General features: G+C 72.2%; 19 protein-coding genes and 1 pseudogene. 9 read left to right on the top strand and 11 right to left on the bottom strand.

Annotated features, from left to right (window positions below; translation table 11 throughout):
- Window positions 1–85: 85 nt before the first annotated feature.
- Window positions 86–376: a hypothetical protein gene (locus AC4IJH_RS01720; RefSeq protein WP_490849620.1), complete on the bottom strand. Its 291-nt coding sequence runs from the start codon at window positions 374–376 to the stop codon at window positions 86–88.
- Window positions 373–1,077 carry an HNH endonuclease family protein gene (locus tag AC4IJH_RS01715; RefSeq protein WP_490849710.1) on the bottom strand — a complete coding sequence of 235 codons (705 nt, stop codon included), beginning with the start codon at window positions 1,075–1,077 and terminating at the stop codon, window positions 373–375. Before AC4IJH_RS01715 ends, AC4IJH_RS01720 begins: the two co-directional genes overlap by 4 nt.
- 247 nt (window positions 1,078–1,324) lie before the next feature.
- Between AC4IJH_RS01715 and AC4IJH_RS01710 the strand changes: the two genes are divergently transcribed.
- Window positions 1,325–1,522, top strand: coding sequence for an antitoxin (locus tag AC4IJH_RS01710; protein WP_490849709.1), 198 nt, complete (start codon window positions 1,325–1,327; stop codon window positions 1,520–1,522).
- Window positions 1,523–1,596: 74 nt separating this feature from the next.
- Here the strand turns inward: AC4IJH_RS01710 and AC4IJH_RS01705 are convergent, their stop codons facing one another.
- The 3 genes from AC4IJH_RS01705 to AC4IJH_RS01695 all read right to left on the bottom strand — a co-directional run bounded on the left by AC4IJH_RS01705 (window position 1,597) and on the right by AC4IJH_RS01695 (window position 2,735).
- Window positions 1,597–2,145: a nitrobindin family protein gene (locus AC4IJH_RS01705; RefSeq protein WP_490849619.1), complete on the bottom strand. Its 549-nt coding sequence runs from the start codon at window positions 2,143–2,145 to the stop codon at window positions 1,597–1,599.
- 117 nt (window positions 2,146–2,262) lie between these two features.
- Complete coding sequence (locus AC4IJH_RS01700) at window positions 2,263–2,391, bottom strand: hypothetical protein (RefSeq protein ID WP_490849618.1); 129 nt, start codon at window positions 2,389–2,391, stop codon at window positions 2,263–2,265.
- Window positions 2,388–2,735: a class I SAM-dependent methyltransferase gene (locus AC4IJH_RS01695; RefSeq protein ID WP_490849617.1), complete on the bottom strand. Its 348-nt coding sequence runs from the start codon at window positions 2,733–2,735 to the stop codon at window positions 2,388–2,390. Before AC4IJH_RS01695 ends, AC4IJH_RS01700 begins: the two co-directional genes overlap by 4 nt.
- A gap of 114 nt (window positions 2,736–2,849) precedes the next feature.
- Between AC4IJH_RS01695 and AC4IJH_RS01690 the strand changes: the two genes are divergently transcribed.
- The gene (locus tag AC4IJH_RS01690; RefSeq protein WP_490849616.1) at window positions 2,850–3,311 is read left to right on the top strand and encodes an NUDIX hydrolase; all 462 of its coding nucleotides are present in this window, start codon (window positions 2,850–2,852) and stop codon (window positions 3,309–3,311) included.
- Between the two features lie 159 nt (window positions 3,312–3,470).
- The gene (locus AC4IJH_RS01685; protein WP_490849615.1) at window positions 3,471–4,067 is read left to right on the top strand and encodes a hypothetical protein; all 597 of its coding nucleotides are present in this window, start codon (window positions 3,471–3,473) and stop codon (window positions 4,065–4,067) included.
- 48 nt (window positions 4,068–4,115) lie between these two features.
- Here the strand turns inward: AC4IJH_RS01685 and AC4IJH_RS01680 are convergent, their stop codons facing one another.
- Window positions 4,116–4,805 carry a TetR/AcrR family transcriptional regulator gene (locus tag AC4IJH_RS01680; RefSeq protein WP_490849614.1) on the bottom strand — a complete coding sequence of 230 codons (690 nt, stop codon included), beginning with the start codon at window positions 4,803–4,805 and terminating at the stop codon, window positions 4,116–4,118.
- A gap of 190 nt (window positions 4,806–4,995) precedes the next feature.
- Here AC4IJH_RS01680 and AC4IJH_RS01675 point away from each other — a divergent pair, with 190 nt between their 5' ends.
- The 6 genes and pseudogenes from AC4IJH_RS01675 (at window position 4,996) to AC4IJH_RS01650 (ending at window position 11,431) form a co-directional block, all read left to right on the top strand.
- A complete protein-coding gene (locus AC4IJH_RS01675) occupies window positions 4,996–5,949 on the top strand; it encodes an MBL fold metallo-hydrolase (RefSeq protein ID WP_490849613.1) in 954 nt (317 codons plus the stop codon).
- Window positions 5,950–6,210: 261 nt separating this feature from the next.
- Window positions 6,211–7,092 (top strand): annotated as a pseudogene (locus AC4IJH_RS01670) (serine hydrolase domain-containing protein); the annotation flags it as partial.
- Window positions 7,093–7,301: 209 nt separating this feature from the next.
- A complete protein-coding gene (locus AC4IJH_RS01665; protein ID WP_490849612.1) occupies window positions 7,302–8,258 on the top strand; it encodes a D-alanyl-D-alanine carboxypeptidase family protein in 957 nt (318 codons plus the stop codon).
- Window positions 8,259–8,347: 89 nt separating this feature from the next.
- On the top strand, window positions 8,348–9,247 hold the full coding sequence (locus tag AC4IJH_RS01660; protein ID WP_490849708.1) for an endonuclease/exonuclease/phosphatase family protein: 900 nt from the start codon (window positions 8,348–8,350) through the stop codon (window positions 9,245–9,247).
- A 134-nt stretch (window positions 9,248–9,381) separates the two neighbouring features.
- Complete coding sequence (gene cseB / locus AC4IJH_RS01655; protein WP_490849611.1) at window positions 9,382–10,095, top strand: two-component system response regulator CseB; 714 nt, start codon at window positions 9,382–9,384, stop codon at window positions 10,093–10,095.
- 1 nt (window position 10,096) lies between these two features.
- Window positions 10,097–11,431, top strand: coding sequence for an ATP-binding protein (locus AC4IJH_RS01650; protein ID WP_490849610.1), 1,335 nt, complete (start codon window positions 10,097–10,099; stop codon window positions 11,429–11,431).
- Window positions 11,432–11,595: 164 nt separating this feature from the next.
- Here AC4IJH_RS01650 and AC4IJH_RS01645 read toward each other — a convergent pair whose 3' ends face one another.
- From AC4IJH_RS01645 to AC4IJH_RS01625, 5 genes are all read right to left on the bottom strand, one after another.
- Complete coding sequence (locus tag AC4IJH_RS01645) at window positions 11,596–12,396, bottom strand: hypothetical protein (protein ID WP_490849609.1); 801 nt, start codon at window positions 12,394–12,396, stop codon at window positions 11,596–11,598.
- 117 nt (window positions 12,397–12,513) lie between these two features.
- The gene (locus AC4IJH_RS01640) at window positions 12,514–13,221 is read right to left on the bottom strand and encodes a hypothetical protein (protein ID WP_490849608.1); all 708 of its coding nucleotides are present in this window, start codon (window positions 13,219–13,221) and stop codon (window positions 12,514–12,516) included.
- A gap of 79 nt (window positions 13,222–13,300) precedes the next feature.
- Window positions 13,301–13,729, bottom strand: a complete 429-nt coding sequence (locus AC4IJH_RS01635; RefSeq protein WP_490849607.1) for a lasso peptide biosynthesis B2 protein — start codon at window positions 13,727–13,729, stop codon at window positions 13,301–13,303.
- Window positions 13,726–13,989, bottom strand: a complete 264-nt coding sequence (locus AC4IJH_RS01630) for a lasso peptide biosynthesis PqqD family chaperone (protein WP_490849606.1) — start codon at window positions 13,987–13,989, stop codon at window positions 13,726–13,728. Before AC4IJH_RS01630 ends, AC4IJH_RS01635 begins: the two co-directional genes overlap by 4 nt.
- On the bottom strand, window positions 13,986–15,833 hold the full coding sequence (locus AC4IJH_RS01625; RefSeq protein WP_490849605.1) for an asparagine synthase-related protein: 1,848 nt from the start codon (window positions 15,831–15,833) through the stop codon (window positions 13,986–13,988). Before AC4IJH_RS01625 ends, AC4IJH_RS01630 begins: the two co-directional genes overlap by 4 nt.
- Between the last annotated feature and the right edge of the window lie 3 nt (window positions 15,834–15,836).

Raw genomic sequence — 15,836 nt, 5'->3', positions numbered from 1 at the left:
TTCTCACGAGCAGACTGGACACCCGCTCGTCGGTCACCGCTGTGGGGCGCCCCCACAGCGATCACAACCTCCGCCGCAGCCGCCCTCAGCGCGGAGCCGTCGCGCCGCCGCCCTGCTCGATGCGGTGCAGTACCTCGGTGTGCAGCGCTTTGAGGCCGCCGTCCGGCAGGGGTACGGGGCTGCCGGTGAGCGTGTACCACTCGTCGGCTTCCGTGTACTGCACGCAGATGTGCGCCTGTCCGTCGGAGCGCCGGCTGGTGGCGACGGTGAGCTCTCCGGTGATGACGCCGACCTCGTCGGTCATCGCGCCGCCGGGGCCCGCCTCGATCTCGTCCACGAGCGCGTCGCTGGGGGGTGTGCTGTTGGTGTCAGTCATCGTGTGCAGGTATCCAGCATCTTCGTCAGCATGCTCTTCTCCTCTGTGGTCACCGTGAGCTTGTAGGTGGATTTCACGGAGGTCCACGCACGACCATACGTGCACCAGGCGCCGCGCGAGGGCGGCTGCCACGCCTCGGGACCCTGGTCACCCTTGGAGCGGTTGGAGGCGGCCGAGACCGACAGCAGCTGCGGGTGCGTCAGATCGTTGGCGAATGCCTTGCGCTTTTCCTGGTCCCAGGCGTTGGCGCCGGAGCGCCAGGCGTTGGCCAGCGGCACCATGTGGTCGATATCGGCCTGGGAGGCGGCGGTGAGCTTCTTGCCGTCGTACATGCTCACCCAGCTGCCGGACACCGCGCGGCACTGGGCGTCGCGCTTCACGCCCTTGCCGTCCCGCTGAAGAATCACCTCGCGCGTGTCGCAGCTCTCCCCGTGCCCGGCCCAGTGGGGGAACTTCGCCCGGCTGTAGCCGCGCATCGAGCCCTGCGGTGCCACCTTCAGCCCGGCCAACTGGGTCCGGGCCTGCTGCGCGGTCGGTATACCCGGCAGCTTTCCGTCGGTACTGGACTTGCCGTCGCCGCCCGGCGCCGATGCGCTGCTCGTCGGCCGGTCGTCCTTGTTCTCGGACGACCCCTTGCCGCTCGACGAGCACCCTGCCGCCGCGAGCACCGCAAGCACTGCGACACCCTGCTTCCACCACATCTGCTGACGTCGCACTCTCTGACGCCCTTTCATGTCCACTGCCGACAATCCGGTCATACAGCGCGCAGCTTATCGCCGGGCGGCCCCTGTACGGACCGGCGCGAAGGGGCGCAGCAACACTCGACCGGAGTGCGCCGTTCCATCATGCGATCATGACTGGTGCTCAGATCGCGGGGCCCACCGTCGTCCCCGTTCGTCTGCGCGCCCCAGTACCACAGCGGGACAGCCCCGAGGAGAGATGACCGAGATGTTCGAAGCGCTGAAGAGCTTCAAGGAGAAGGCCGAAGAGATCGCCGGGAGCCACGGCGACAAGATCTCCGGGGGTCTGGAGAAGGTCGGCGACTTCATCGACGACCGGACCGACGGCAAGTACAGCGAGAAGATCGACACCGGAGTCGACAAGGCCCAGGGCCTCATAGAGCAGCTGGGCAACAAGCGCGACTGACGCCCGCCCCGGCGGCCGGGGCCGCCGTCGAGCGGCCCCGGCAATCGCCCTCCCCCAGCGCCGCCCGGGCCCCGCTAGCTGCCGCCCGCGCGCCGCAGCCGGGCCGACAGGTGGTGCTGCAGCGGCTGGCCGACCGCCTCCAGGTCGTGGACGAAGGCGAGGGTGTTCTCGTCGGTCAGCGTGTAGCGGCGGCGGGTGGCGTTGACCTCCTTGGCGGTGGGGGTGAGCGCCACCTGATGGGTGGTGAGGTCGATCCTGCCGTCGCCCGCGCGTCCGACCAGGATCTCCGCGATGCCGGTGGGCTGAGTGATCAGCGCCTCCACCCGCCCCTCGGGCTGCAGCCGCCACCAGCCGCTCTCCCGCGCCGCGGGCCGCAGCGGGGCACCGTCCGCACCGAGCAGCCAGGCACGCGCCTCGTAGCGGAGAAACGGGCGCCCGTCATGGCTGAAGGTCACCTCCTGCCCGTACGCGAACTCCTCGTCGAGCGTCGGGTACTCACCCCTCCCCCGGCCCGCCCAGGTCCCCACGAGCCCGGCCACCGGCGCGAGGAGAGCATGCAGCTCAGGCGCTTCATCCGGCCGAAAGGCATCGGGATACGGCTGGTTCTGGACGGGGTTGACCATGATGTGCGCTCCTGGGTCGGGGCCGGTGCCGGGAGGAAGCCTAGAGCGTGCGTCCCCTGGCGACGGGACCTGCCGGTCAGGGGACGCCGTTCCGCTCGGCAGGGCCCGATTCCGCCGCTACGGGAAAGAGCCGGTCATGGGGATGATCTCGTCGAAGATCCGCGTCCACGCACGCACACCCCCGTCCCCCAGCGCCCGGCCCACGCTGAGCCTGAGGGTCGTGCGCAGCGGTTCGGGCGATCTCATGATCGCCGCATTGCGCAGTGCCAGGAGGAGCCGCAGCTTCTCGCCGGGTGGCACGTTGGTCTTCTCGGCGTTGCAGCGCCGGTGGGCGGGGGCGAGGCGGGCTCCACGGCGGTCACGTCGTACCCGAGCCGGGCCAAGGCGGCGGCGTCCCGCCCGGTCCCGGCCCCGATGTCCGCAGCCCTGGCGGGCGCCGGAGGCAAGAACGGCAGGATCTCGCGGTGCACCGCATCGAAGGTCAGCGCCTCATACCGCTCGGCCAGCGCAGCCGCATGCCGGGCGTAGTACGGCTGGGCCCCGGGCGGCAGTTGGGCGGCCGTCCCCTTCTCGTCCGGCGTGGTGTTCATTCCAAGAACACTACGAGGCACCACTGACAACAGGGGCGCTCCGGTCCGTCCACGTCGGTGTCGTTGATGATGGGGCGTCCCATTCCAGCGTCATCCGGCTGTAGAGGCTGTGTGTTGTACACCGTCAACGTCTGCGTCGCGCTGCGGCGTGGGGATCGATGGCTGCTGATCGTCCGCCACCCGGAGCTGGGCCATGCCGGGGGAACGCTGGCGGTGGTCGGCGGGAAGGTGGATGCCGAGGAGGCGGGTGATGAGGTGCTGGAGGCGACCGCGCGGCGGGAGGCGGCCGAGGAAGCCGGCATCGATCTGGCGGGCGTGGCCCTGCATTACGCGGAGAGCACCTTCTTCGTCTCCGACGTCGGCAGCCGCGTGGTGAATGTCGTGTTCGCCGCTGACGTCCCCGAGGGGGCCGAGCCGTATCCGGCGGCGCCGGACGAGGTGTCCGCGATCGTGTGGCGCACGCTGAACGAGCTTGCGGCGGCGGTGGACTGTCCTCCGTGGACGGTACAGAACGTTCGCCGGGCCGCTGCGGTGCTGGCGAGGGTTGAGGGCGGCGGGTACGCGGGGCAGGGGTGAGCCTGAGGGGGGCGGCTGGGGGCCCTGAGGCGTAGTGCCGCTTCGGCCGTGCGGGGGAGGTGGGTTCGGCCCGCGGGGCGATGACCTGTAAGGCGGTGGCTGCGATCTTCGATTTCGGGTGGGCCGGGCGTCGCGGCCCTGCGGGAGTGAGGATCGCAGATGCGGCCGTTGGCGGGCGTCGGGGAGGCCGGCGCGGTGCGGGCCGGGCGGATGCGTGGGGTGTGGCGGGCGCTGCACGAGCCCGCCGAGGGGGTGTCGCGGCGGGTGCAACTGCTCGCCTACGCCGTGCCGTTCACGGTTCTGCCGTCGAGTATCTGGCGGCTGCCGGCCGCGTTCGACGGCGGGATCGGGATCGGTGAGCGGGCGTACGTCGTCTTTCTGTCGGTGGTGTCGGAAGCCGTTGCGTTCACCGCGATCGGGCTGGTCGCGCGATGGGGTGAGGTGTTTCCGCGCTGGGTGCCGTTTCTGCGGGGGCGCAGGGTCGCGACGAGTGCGGCGGTGATTCCGGCGGCGATCGGGGCCACGGCGCTCACGCTGCTGTGGACCGTGCTCACGCCGGTCACCGAGGTCATGGGCACGACGATCCGCGGTGACGAGCTTCCTGCCACCTTCCCCGGTCGGGCCGGGGGCTGGCAGAGCGCCTGGTACTACCTCTGTTATGCGCCGCTGGTCCTGTGGGGGCCGCTGCTGGCCGTGCTGACCGTCGGGTACGCGAGGCGCCGAAGCGTGGGGCACGACGGCGGGATCACGCAGTAGGACCGTCGGCCGCCCGGCAGTGCTCGAAGGCGTGCACGCGGCCTCGCCTCACGCCTTCGGTGAAGGCGTCGACGGCCGCAGTGCGCGGGCGAGGTGGTCGATGGTGCCGCCGTCCACGGAGGCCGTCTGCGTGAGGGTGCCGACCAGCGCCTGGGCCAGGACGGTCGCGGTGCCGATCCGGGTGTCCTCCCGCTCGTCGCCGGTGACCTTGCCGATCACGGCGTCCCGTACCGACTGGGAGATGTCCAGGCCGCCGAACAGCTCGGGGAAGGACAGCGCCATCAGGCACACGCCGACGTTGGCGGAGAGGATGGACTGGCCGGCCAGCTCAGGTGTCGTCCGCAGGCGCCCGGCGTCGCGGCAGCGCTCCACTGCCGACAGGAGCAGGGCCTGTGCCTCCTTGATCGCCTGCGGCTTGGTGTCCCCTGTGGGCGTGAACATCAGCCGGTAGAGGTGGGGGTTGCGCAGCGCGAACGCGACGTGGCTGTCCCAGGCCGTACGCAGGTCCGCCACCGGGTCGTCGGTGAGCGGGCTGCGCCTTTTGTTGGCGAGGAAGCGCTCGAACCCCATGTCGGCGACCGCGGTCAGCAGCCCCTGCTTGTCGCCGAACTGGCGGTAGATCTCGGGCATGCCGACCTTGGCCCGGTCACAGATGGCCCGGGTCGAGATCGCCAGCGCGTCCTTGGTGGCGAGCAGTTCCGCCGTGGCTTCCAGGATGCGCTCTCGTGCCGTCGACATGCCTCCCACGATAACAGTCGGCGATAGCAGCGCTAACAGGTCTCACCTGGGCGCATCCGGGCCCGGGGCAGGGGGCGACGGACTTTCGTTAGCGTTGATTACGTCTTGTGTTAGCGTTGCCAACGCCTGGGGGGTGGGCCCGCCGCCGAGGCGCCCATCCGTTCGTAGCGAGAGAGCCGGGGTTTCCCTCATGCACCGTTCGACGTTCCTGCGCACCGCGTCAGCCACCGTCGCCGTCACCGCGAGCCTGGCGCTCCTCGGCGCCTGTGGCGGCAAGGGAGACAACGACGGCGACGCCGAGGCCAAGCCGGCCGCCCAGGGCGCGAAGGCCTCGCCGAGCGCCGGCTCCACGCCCGCGGGCAAGGACGCGTTCACCGCCACGCACATCGGCGGGCCGACCACGATCCTGGAGGTCGCGGGCGCGCGCATCCTGCTCGACCCGACGTTCGACGAGCCGAAGAAGTACAAGAGCGGCCTGGAGAAGATCCAGGCCCCCGCGTTCGGCATCGACAGGCTCGGCAGGATCGACGCCGTACTCCTCTCCCACGACCAGCACGACGACAACCTCGACGACAAGGGCCGCGCGCTGCTCAAGGACATACCCGCCGTGTTCTCCACGCCCGGCGCGCGCAAGCGCCTCGGTGACCACGTCACGGGCATGAAGAGCTGGGACGTCCAGGAGCTGAAGGCCGCGGGCGGCACCGTCAAGGTCACCGCGGTGCCCGCCCTGCACGGCCCCGACGGTGTGGACCGCGGCGCGGACGGCGAGGTCACCGGCTTCGTGCTCAGCGGCGAGGGTGTGCCCACGACGTACATCTCCGGCGACAACGCCTCGGTGAAGGTCGCCAAGGAGGTCGGCGACCGCATCGAGAAGGAGATCGGCCCCATCGACACGGCCGTCCTCTTCGCCGGTGCCGCCCGCACCCCCGCGATCCTCAAGAACGCCCCACTGACCCTCACCTCACAGAACGCCGCCCTGGTGGCGAAGGCCCTCGACCCCCGCAAGGTGGTCCCGGTGCACACCGACAGCTGGAACATCTACTCCGAGGACCTGAACTCCCTCACGAAGGCATTCCAGGACCAGGGCATCGCCGACAAGCTCGTCGACCTGGCGCCGGACGGCAGCAGGAAGCCCCTGCGGTAAGGGCGGAGCGCCCCCGTACCCGCCCCTTGCGGGCGCCCTTGGTGTCCGGCGAGCGGCCGGGGGCCAAGGGCACGTGCCGGCCCGTACGAGGAACAGCTGCACCGCAGGAGGAACAGCCGCGCGACCGGCCGAAGTTTCGTCGATGTCCGTGCCGGTGGCGCCAGTGAGGAGTGAGGGACGTATGGGTATAGGAAGCGGCGTGCAGGGGGTTGTGGCCGGTGGCTTCGAGGGGGTTCGGGAGGAGTTCGCCGCGTTCGTGACTGGCCGGAGTTCGCGGCGGCGGGCAAGCAGGACATCACGCTGCGGGAGCTGCTGGCGCACCGGGCCGGTGTGGTGGGCGCGGACACCGGGCTGGCACCCCAGGAGATGGCCGACGACCGGGCCATAGCGGCGCGGCTGGCCGCGCAGCGGCCGTACTGGCGGCCGGGGAGCGCGTTCGGCTATCACGCGCTGGTCATCGGGGCGCTGGTGGGCGAAGTGGTGTGGCGCGCCACCGGGCGGACACTGCAGGAGGTGTACGAGGAGCGGGTCCGCGCGCCGTACGGTCTCGACTTCTTCCTGGGGCTGCCCGAAGAGCACGAGGGGCGGGTGCGGGACATCCAGCCGATGCTGCCGACGCCGGAGCAGCAGGCCCAGCTGGACGCGGCCGCGACCGGCCCGGACAGCCTGAGCGGGATCGCGTTCAACCGTCACCACACGCAGCCGACCGACCTGGAGTCGCTGCCCAACACACGGGCGGTACGGGCCGGCGGTCAGGCCTCGGCGGGCGGGGTGGCCTCCGCGCGCGGGCTGGCGAAGCTGTACGCGGCCGCGGTGTACGGCGTCGACGGCAGGGGGCCGCTGCTCAAGCGGGAGGTGCTGGCGGAGTTCGCACAGGCGCACTCGGTGGGCCAGGACCTGGTGGCGCGCCAGTACAAGGCGTTCGGGATCGGCTTCTCGGTGGCCGGCGAGGTGTACCCGGTGCTCGGCCAGGGTGCCTTCGGGCACAGCGGCGCGGGCGGGTCCCAGGCGCTCGCCGATCCGCGCAGCGGTATCGCGTACGGCTACGCACGCCGCCGCTTCGCCTTCCCCGGCGGCGCGGCCCCGGAGAACGAGCGGCTGGTCGCCGCGGTACACCGTGCTGCCACGGGCAGGACGGCCTGAGGGCGCCGACCTGGGGCTTAGCCAGGTCGTCGGCTGATACCTGGATGACACAAATCCGTGCGCCGGTGGATGCACGGCGCTGATCAGGTGGATGCGGTCCTCTCCAAGGCTTGGGGGTGTGCGCGGGGGTCTCCCGCGTACGCCGGGCTGTGGAGAGGTGGATTCCGGTGCGAGTGCGTTGGCCGTGGGGCGGTCGGGTCCCGGGCACAGTGGTGTGCGCTTCGGCCGCGATGGTGGTCGTGGTGGGGGCCGGTGGATGGCTGGGGCTGTCCGGGGGCGGCGACGGCGGCGGGGACGGCCGTGACGGTCCCGTGGCGGCGGCCGGGCGGGCCGCCGTCGCGGACCGGATACAGCTGCCGTGGCCGGGGGAAGGCCAGGCGGGCATCGAGGTCGAGGGGCTGGGGAGTCTGGGCAGTCGCGGTGGGCGGGAGGCGGTGCCGATCGCGAGCCTGGCCAAGGTGATGACCGCGTACGTGGTGCTCAAGGAGCACCCGCTCAAGGAGGGGGAGAAGGGGCCGCGGATCACGGTGGATGCGACGGCCGAGCAGGAGTCGCACTCGCTCAGCGAGTCCACCGCTCCCCTTCGCGAGGGGCAGCGCCTGTCCCAGAGCGAGCTGCTGGAACTGCTGCTGCTCCCCTCCGGCAACAACGTCGCCCGGCTGCTGGCCCGTTGGGACTCGGGCAGCCAGGAGGCGTTCGTCCAGAAGATGAACCGTGCCGCCGCGGAGCTCGGGATGAGCCGTACGACGTACACCGGGGCGAGCGGCATCGAAACCAGCACCAAGAGCACCGCCGAGGACCAGCTCAAGCTCGCCCGGCAGGCCATGAAGGAGCCGGTGCTGCGCGCGGTGGTCGGCCTGCGCAGCACGACGGTCCCCGGTGTGCCCGGCCCGGTCACCAACACCAACCGGCTGCTGGACAAGCCCGGGGTGCTCGGGCTCAAGACCGGGTCGAGCACGCCCGCCGGCGGCAACCTCATGTGGGCCGCCGAGGCGAAGGCCGGGGCGCAGCGGCACCTGGTGCTCGGCGTCGTCCTGGGGCAGCGGGCCAACACCACGCCCGCGGAAGGGCTGTCGGCGGCCCTGGAGAAGAGCGGCGAGCTGATCGACGCCGTACAGGAGCGGCTGCCTGCCGCTCTCGGCGCCAAGGCGGAGGTACGGGCGTGACCTCGCTGCTGGACCGTACGGACGGCGTCGCCGGGGCCGAACGCGGAGCTGCCGGGCGGGCGGGCCGGGGCCCCTGGCGGCTTGGGTGGCTGATCGCCGCGGCCGCCGTGCTGGCCGCGCTGGCCATGCTCGGGCACTCCTGGGTGCCCAACGGCGTGGGAAACCTGGGCAGCCTGCTGGAGACCTTTCTGCCCTGGCTCGGGGTGAGCGTGCCCGTACTGCTGGTGCTGGCCGTGGCGCGGCGGTCCGCGACCGCCGGTGTCGCCGTGCTGCTGCCCGCCGTCGTGTGGTGCTCGCTGTTCGGCGGCACGATCGTGCAGAAGCGGTCCGGCGGTGCCGGGGATGTGACCGTGATCAGCCACAACGTCAACGACGAGAACCCCGAGCCGGAGCGGACCGCCCGTGATCTCGCCGCCACGGGGGCCGGACTGATCGCGCTGGAGGAGCTGACCTCGCGTACGGCGCCGGTGTACGAGCGCGCGCTGGCCGGCAGCTACCCGTACCACGCGGTGCGGGAATCGGTCGGGCTGTGGAGCAAGTACCCGCTGCGCGATGTGAAGCCGCTGGAGATCATGCCGTGGACCCGCGCCCTGCGGGCCACCGCCGACACCCCCAAGGGCCCGCTCGCCGTGTACGCCGCCCACCTCGCGTCCGTACGGGTGCTGCCCAGCGCGGGCTTCGCCACGGCCCGGCGGAACGAGGCGGCCGGCAAGCTCGCCGACGCCGTACGCGCCGAGCCGCTGGCCCGCGTCGTGGTGGTGGGCGACTTCAACGGCACCACCGACGACACGGCGCTGCGCCCGCTGACCGGTCAGCTGGTCTCGGCCCAGGAGAGGGCGGGTGACGGCTTCGGGTTCAGCTGGCCCGCCGCGTTCCCGGTGGCCCGGATCGACCAGATCCTCGTGAAGGGCATCACGCCGGTCTCGGCGTGGACCCTGCCGCGCACCGGGAGTGATCACCTGCCCGTCGCGGCCGCCCTGCGCCTGTGAGGGCCGGGTCGGCGGATACCGTCATGATCAGCGGGACAGCCGCGCGGCCGGGCGAGAGTGCGGCGGCGCGCTGCCCTGGGGCAGTGCGGCCCCGTACGAACCCGGTACGTACGAACCAACCTTCAGGTGACGTGATGCGAGACAACAGTGGCAGTGCCGACCCCGTGCACATCCTGCTGGTCGAGGACGACGAGGCGATCCGCAGATCCGTCGGTATGGCCCTGGAGCGCTACGGCTACCAGGTGTCGGCGGCGCCCGACGGGCTGACGGGTCTGGAGATGTTCCGGGAGGGGCAGCACGACCTGCTGCTGCTCGACGTCATGCTGCCGCACCTCGACGGCATCGGGCTGTGCTACCGGGTCCGCGAGACGAGCCAGGCCCCCATCCTGATGATGTCCGCGCGCGGCGACGCGCTGGATGTGGTGGCCGGTCTGGAGGCGGGCGCCGACGACTATGTCGTCAAACCCGTCGACACCACCGTCCTGGTGGCGCGCATCCGTACCCTGCTGCGCCGGGCCACCTTCGCCGCGTCCGAGACGGCGGACGACCCGCCCGCCGACGACGGCCTGCTCACCTTCCGGGATCTGCGGGTGGACACCCGCGGCCTGGAAGTACGGGCGGGCGGACAGCTTCTCGCGCTCACCCCCACGGAACTGCGCCTGCTCCTGGAGTTCGTGGCCGCGCCCGGCATCGCCCTGGAGCGGCGCACGCTGCTGCGCAACGTGTGGGACTACGGCTGGGAGGGCGACAGCCGGGTCGTGGACCTGGCGGTGCAGCGGCTGCGCAAGAAGATCGGCGCCGATCACATCGAGACCGTGCGCGGTTTCGGCTACCGGTTCCGGCGCTGAGATGCGGCGTACGACGCACGACTCCACTGCCGGTACCGGCACCAGCGGCGGCACGGGCCGCTCCCTGTGGCGCCTGGCCGACCCCAGATCCCTGCGCTGGAAGATCGCCGCCGGGGTCGCCGCCGCGGCCTGCGCGATGGCGCTGGGCATCGGAATCCTGGTGCACCGCACCACCGAGAACCGCGACCTGAGCATCGGCCGCGCCAGTGCCGTACGCGAACTGGAGGAGGCCGAGGCGGAGTTCAGCGGCGGGCGGTCCACCCGCCGGGACCCGTCGGTGCCGCCGGGCTACAAGGTCGGCGACGCGGTTCCCGACGAGCTGCTGGCCCGGCTCGGCTCCGATCCCGGCCCTGTGACCTGGTACGACACCCGAAAGCCGCTCCAGGGACCCACCATGTGGGCGGCGAAGTACGTCGAGGGAACGGTGGTGGCCGTCGGCCGGAACATGGGCAGCGAGCGGCGCAGCCTGCAGGCGCTGGACCGGCACATGAGGTACGCGGCCATCGCCACGCTCGCCGTCGTCCTCCCCCTCACCCTCCTCGCCGCCGAACTGGTGCTGCGCCGACTGCGCCGTGTCGCGGGCACCGCCCGCCGGATCCGCAACGGCGACCTCGACGCACGCTCCGAAGGCCGCGGCCACGACGAGATCAGCGAGATCTCCTCGGCCGTCGACCACATGGCCGACGCCCTCCAGGAGCGGCTGCGCGGCGAGCAGCGCTTCACCGCCGATGTCGCCCACGAACTGCGCACCCCGCTCGCCGGACTCGTCACCTCCGCCTCCCTCCTCCCGGAGAGCGAGGCCACCGACCTGGTACGCGACCGCGTCCAGGTGCTGCGCGCCCTGGTGGACGACCTGCTGGAAATCTCCCGCCTCGACGCAGGCGCCGAACAGTGCGACACCCAGGCCGTCCCCCTCGGCGAGCTGGTCACCGAGTCCGTACGGCGCACTGGACTGGACACCCGCATCACCGTCACCGGCCACCCGGTCGCCGAGACCGACCCCCGCCGCCTCGACCGCATCATCACCAACCTGGTCCTCAACGCCCACCGCCACGGCGGCCCCCCGGTGGAGGTCGCCATCGACGGCACCACCGTCGTCGTCCGCGACCACGGTCCCGGCTTCCCGCCCGACCTCCTCGCCCACGGCCCCCAGCGCTTCCGCACCGGCGCCGCAGAACGCGGCCACGGGCACGGCCTGGGTCTGACCATCGCCTTCGGCCAGGCCCAGGTCATCGGCGCCCGCCTCACCCTGGCCGACACCACTCCGCACGGAGCCGTCGCCACCCTCGAACTGCCCTCGACGGCATCGGCTTTGGGCAACTGCACCGAAGAGTGAGGATGTCCTCGGCGACGCCCCCGTACGAAGTGATCGTCACCGCCCTGCAGTGTCCCCCTAGGGCACGAGATTCGGCACGTGATTCCGCCGGGTTTCGCAGGTGGCGGCTGTCTGCTCGTGTGGCAGCTGGTGCTGGGAGTCCGTCGCCGCACCGGCGGTCCCGGTCAGCGCGTTGCGCGGGCTCGCGTGACGGTGAGGAGCAGTGGCGAGCGGACGGCGAGCCGGGCCGCGGCGTCGGCGACGACCTCGGCCAGCCAGCCGACCGCGTCACACGACCATTCGACGAGCTCTCCGCGCAGCACCACGCCGTGCAGGGGCGGGCCGTTCCAGAAACTGTCGTCGAACGGTGGAGGGAGGGCGTCGTTCCGGCCTGCGACGTCGTGGCTTGCGTAGGCGAACGCGCTCTGGTCCAGGTGGGCGAGGTGGTCCGTGAGCCGCTGCGCGGCAGCGGGGATCGATGGGTCCCGGCCGCTGTCGATCCTGACGTCCACCGGTGTCCTCGCTCGCGGGTCGCGCTCGGCGAACCAGTGGACCGTTCGCATCGACGGCACGAGCGCGTACGGCGGGCGCGACGCGGCGTCGAGGCCCTGGACCGGCATGAGGACTTGTACCGCGGAGAGGTGCGGTGTGCCGGCCCGCGCAGTCGTGTCCTCGGCGCACCGCAGGAACGGCTGCACCGGGAGCGGCCGGTCGCCTGCTACCGCGCTGGCCTCGACTTGGAACCAGGAGATCAATTCCGCTCCGGGAGCGGCGAGGGGGTGGTTCCACCCGGCGTCGTTCATGGCCCACAGCCCGGGTGCGCGAAGCGTGTGGTCCTCCGCACCGCCCCCTCCCGCCCCGGCCGCCCTGTCGTCGAGCCAGCCCATGGCGAGCGACCGCTGGTAAAACAGCTGGTAGGCGTCATGCTCCGACTCGGGATCGCGCCAGGTGTGCGGGACCAGCTCGCCGTACAGGGCAGCGAACATGGTGCCCGCTGTCCCACGGGCCGCCGGCACCATGCCTGGCTGTGCTGTGACGTCGCGCTCCGGCACGCCGGGTCCTCCCTGATCGCCTCGCAGCTGCGCTGTTCCCTCCCCTAGTGACTAATACACCCGGCAGTCGACGTCGGACTGGTTCATCGGCTTCTCGGCGGTGTCGATCTCGCCGATCACGTCGACGTCCACATGGTTGCGCCACGACGTCCGGAGGGTGTCGTTGCAGTCGTGGCGTGCCACCGTGCGGTTACTGCTGCCTCCGCCGGGCTTGAGTTCCTTTTTCGGTGAACACGCTTTCTGGCGCCAGCTGTTGTCCGTGTACCACTCGTAGAGGCAGTTGTACACGTTGGCGCGGTTGTTGTCGCAGTTTCCCTTGTCCCACCATCCGTGACCGGACACCGCCACTCCGGTGCCGGAGCGGTGTGGATTGTCCCTCCCGCTGACCGGCGTGCAGCCGATCAGCGGCGTTTGCGAGGCCGCGCTCGGGTGCTTGGCCGTGGAAATTACCCGGCCTGCGCCGTCCAGGTAGACCGCCGTCTTGCCGGCACCCGGTGGCGCGATTCCCGGCACGGCGTCCGCGGCCGCGACCTGCGGTTCTGAACGTTTCGGCGCGTTCTCATCCGGTACGGACGCGGCCGTAACCGGGGCCGAAATACCCCCGATTACCAAGGTGGCGGACGCGACAACGACAGCGCGTCGATAGGTTTTGCGCAGCAAAACAGCCCCCTTGCACGCAAGACGAATCGGATTGAGTTGTACGGTCACTGCACCCCAGAGCAGGCTCAAGCCGATGGCCCGACGGTAGAGCAGAAGCACCGAACCTCTTTCCGCCCTCAGTCCGAACTGGCCAGATGCAGAGTGAGGATGGCTTGGATGAGGTCGGCGAACCGGGGGTTCAGCGGGGGCGGCGGGGTATGGCCCGTACGGTCATCAGGGGGCGGTAGTAGCCGGGTGGGAAGGGCTCGCCGACCGGGTGGCCCTCGGCTTCCACCCAGGCGTGGGCGCGGAACGGGGCGGTGCGCACGCCGGTATGCCAGTCCGGCCAGGTGCCGCGCAGCCGGCACAGCAGCGCGGTCGCCACGGACCGCTGCAGACAGCCCTCCCCGGCGCAGCGTGCGCTGAGCGCGACGACGGCGCCGCGTGCTGCCAGGGCCTGCTCGGCGGAGGCGGGGGCGGCGCCCCGGCGTACCAGGGACAGTGCCTGCCGGATGCGGCGGGGCGGCAGCAGGACCAGCAGCCGGGCGACGGCGATGGCCAGGAGCACCGCGGGACGCTGGGCCGGGGAGAGCGACGCCCGGGCGCGGGGCGGTCGGGGCCGTCTCATGGCCGGGCCACCAGGCGGGCCCGGGTCAGCGCGGCGACCAGGGCGGCCACGTCGTGGGCCGCCCGGTCGGCGGCGAGGGTGGGAAAGCGCTCGCGGAGCCGGTCGGCGGCGCGCTGCTCGCCGGCGCCGTCGAGCAGCGCGCCCAGGATCAGCGCTGCCGTGGCGTTGAGCTGCCAGTACCGGCCGGTGGTCTCGTCGAGCAGTACGGCGCCGTCGTCCGCGGTGGTCGCGGACACATGGGGGCGCAGGGCGAAGGTCATGGTCGTCCTCCGGCGGTCGGTCCCGAGCGCAGCCACATCTCGCAGGCCAGGGTGGTGTCCAGCGCCCGCATGACCTCCGACGGCAGACCGGGTCTGCGCAGGTTGGCGCGCAGGCAGCCCTCGTCCACGAGCCCGGCCTCGGCGAGCCGGGAGCCGTCGAACAGGTCGAGGAGCGCTGCTTTGTTGTGGCGCAGGGCGTGGTGGAAGTCGGCGGTGTACTCGCCTTTGGTGGACCGGGCCAGCAGCGCGTCGGGCACCAGGCCGCGCATCGCCGTGGTGAGGACCGGCTTGTAGCGGTCGGGGGCGCCGCGCTCGGTGGTCCGTACGGACAGGGCGGCCTCGATGACACCGTCGTCGAGGTAGGGCGCGGCGAGCGGCAGGCCCAGGCCGTCGGCCACCTGGTCCGTCTGCCGGAAGGCGCGGCCGCAGCTCTGCACGCTGGAGAGCGCGGCGTGCTGGCCGCGCTGGGCGGCGAGCGGCTCGGGGGCCGCGGCGGCGGCCGCGTGCAGCAGATCGCGGGCCTGCTCCACCGCCCCGGAGGTGGCCCAGACCGGCATCCGCAGCTCCGTTCCCCACGCCGTGCCGGGCGCTCGGTCGACGGCGGCGAGGGAGGCGGTGAGCCCGTCGGCCCAGGAGGCGAGCCACTGGCGGAAGGTGCTGCGGTCGGCCAGCCCGCGCAGCATGGGCCACAACGGCCGTCGCTGCATGACCCGTTGGCGGTTGGCGTGGCGCAGGCCGGACACCGGGTGGCTGCGGACGGCGTCGTACAGGTACGGGGGCAGGGCGCCGAAGAGTTCGTCCCCGCCGCCGCCCGTGAGGTGGAGCCGTGAGCCGCGAGCGGTCATCAGCCGGGCGAGGGTGCCCAGGCGGGCGCTGTCGCGGGCCCAGGTTCCGGGTTCGTCGGTCGTAGCCCGCGCCTCGGTCAGGCCGCTGAACCACAGTGCCGCGTCGGTGGGTTCGGGCAGTACGTGCTCGGCGCCGGGCAGTGCGGCGGCCGCTCGCCGGGCCCAGGCCGCGTCGTCGTTGCCGGGGTCCACGCTCTCCCAGCGGAAGGTGACCAGGTGAGCGGGGGCGGGGGCGGCGAGGAAGCACAGGGTGGTGGAGTCCAGTCCGCCGGAGAGGTCCGCGCTGACCACCTGGCGGGCGCCCTCGCGGTGGCCGTCGGGGCGTGTGGCCGTACAGGAGTCCACCGCGGCGACGAGCCCCTGGCGGACCGCGATCGCGCCTTGTTCGCAGGGCAGGTGCGGCTCGGGAGGGTTCCACCACCGCTGCGCCCTGCCCCGGCCGTCCGGCTCCAGGAGCAGGCAGTGTCCGGCGCGTACGGAGCGCACTCCGCGCCACAGGGTGCGGCCCTCGCCCAGGGGGTACGGCAGCGGCGAGGACAGCAGGTGCAGCACCAACTGCCCCTCGTCCACCTCGGCGTTGGCGGCCTGCGCCAGTACGTCGGCGCGGCTCGCCGCTACCGTGACTCCGCCCAGCTCGGTGTGGAAGACGCGCCGTACCGCGGAGGCGGTGCCGCGCACGCGGACCCGGCCGCCGAGGGATGCCACCGCGTAAAAGCTTCCCGCCAGGCCGACCAGGGCCTGGTCCATGCCGGTGACGTCCCGCATGGCGCGCAGCCGTCCCGCGAGCGCGTCGGCGGTGACCGGACAGCGTCCGATCACCGCCAGCCGCGCGTCTCCTGCCTCGGCGAGGTGCATCCGGTCCGTCGGCCAACTGCCCAGCAGCCATGGGCGGCCGGAGTGGTGAGGGGTCACCTCGGCCGCCCGTGGCGTCAGCGCCCGTGCCGCGGCGGCTCCCGCCTCGGCATCGGGGACGACCGCGAACCACGCCGCGCCGGACACGGC

Source organism: Streptomyces sp. UF-297 (assembly GCF_058245575.1).
The sequence above is the reverse complement of the archived record's forward strand: the minus strand, read 5'-3'. Positions and strand labels throughout refer to the sequence as shown.

Coding starts and splice junctions, on each gene's coding strand:
- AC4IJH_RS01710 (WP_490849709.1), top strand. CDS start 1,325: ATGTTCGAAGCGCTGAAGAGCTTCAAGGAGAAGGCCGAAGAGATCGCC.
- AC4IJH_RS01705 (WP_490849619.1), bottom strand. CDS start 2,145: ATGGTCAACCCCGTCCAGAACCAGCCGTATCCCGATGCCTTTCGGCCG.
- cseB (WP_490849611.1), top strand. CDS start 9,382: ATGCGAGACAACAGTGGCAGTGCCGACCCCGTGCACATCCTGCTGGTC.
- AC4IJH_RS01695 (WP_490849617.1), bottom strand. CDS start 2,735: ATGAACACCACGCCGGACGAGAAGGGGACGGCCGCCCAACTGCCGCCC.
- AC4IJH_RS01685 (WP_490849615.1), top strand. CDS start 3,471: ATGCGGCCGTTGGCGGGCGTCGGGGAGGCCGGCGCGGTGCGGGCCGGG.
- AC4IJH_RS01715 (WP_490849710.1), bottom strand. CDS start 1,077: ATGTGGTGGAAGCAGGGTGTCGCAGTGCTTGCGGTGCTCGCGGCGGCA.
- AC4IJH_RS01680 (WP_490849614.1), bottom strand. CDS start 4,805: ATGTCGACGGCACGAGAGCGCATCCTGGAAGCCACGGCGGAACTGCTC.
- AC4IJH_RS01650 (WP_490849610.1), top strand. CDS start 10,097: ATGCGGCGTACGACGCACGACTCCACTGCCGGTACCGGCACCAGCGGC.
- AC4IJH_RS01675 (WP_490849613.1), top strand. CDS start 4,996: ATGCACCGTTCGACGTTCCTGCGCACCGCGTCAGCCACCGTCGCCGTC.
- AC4IJH_RS01635 (WP_490849607.1), bottom strand. CDS start 13,729: ATGAGACGGCCCCGACCGCCCCGCGCCCGGGCGTCGCTCTCCCCGGCC.
- AC4IJH_RS01700 (WP_490849618.1), bottom strand. CDS start 2,391: ATGAGATCGCCCGAACCGCTGCGCACGACCCTCAGGCTCAGCGTGGGC.
- AC4IJH_RS01645 (WP_490849609.1), bottom strand. CDS start 12,396: ATGTTCGCTGCCCTGTACGGCGAGCTGGTCCCGCACACCTGGCGCGAT.
- AC4IJH_RS01720 (WP_490849620.1), bottom strand. CDS start 376: ATGACTGACACCAACAGCACACCCCCCAGCGACGCGCTCGTGGACGAG.
- AC4IJH_RS01630 (WP_490849606.1), bottom strand. CDS start 13,989: ATGACCTTCGCCCTGCGCCCCCATGTGTCCGCGACCACCGCGGACGAC.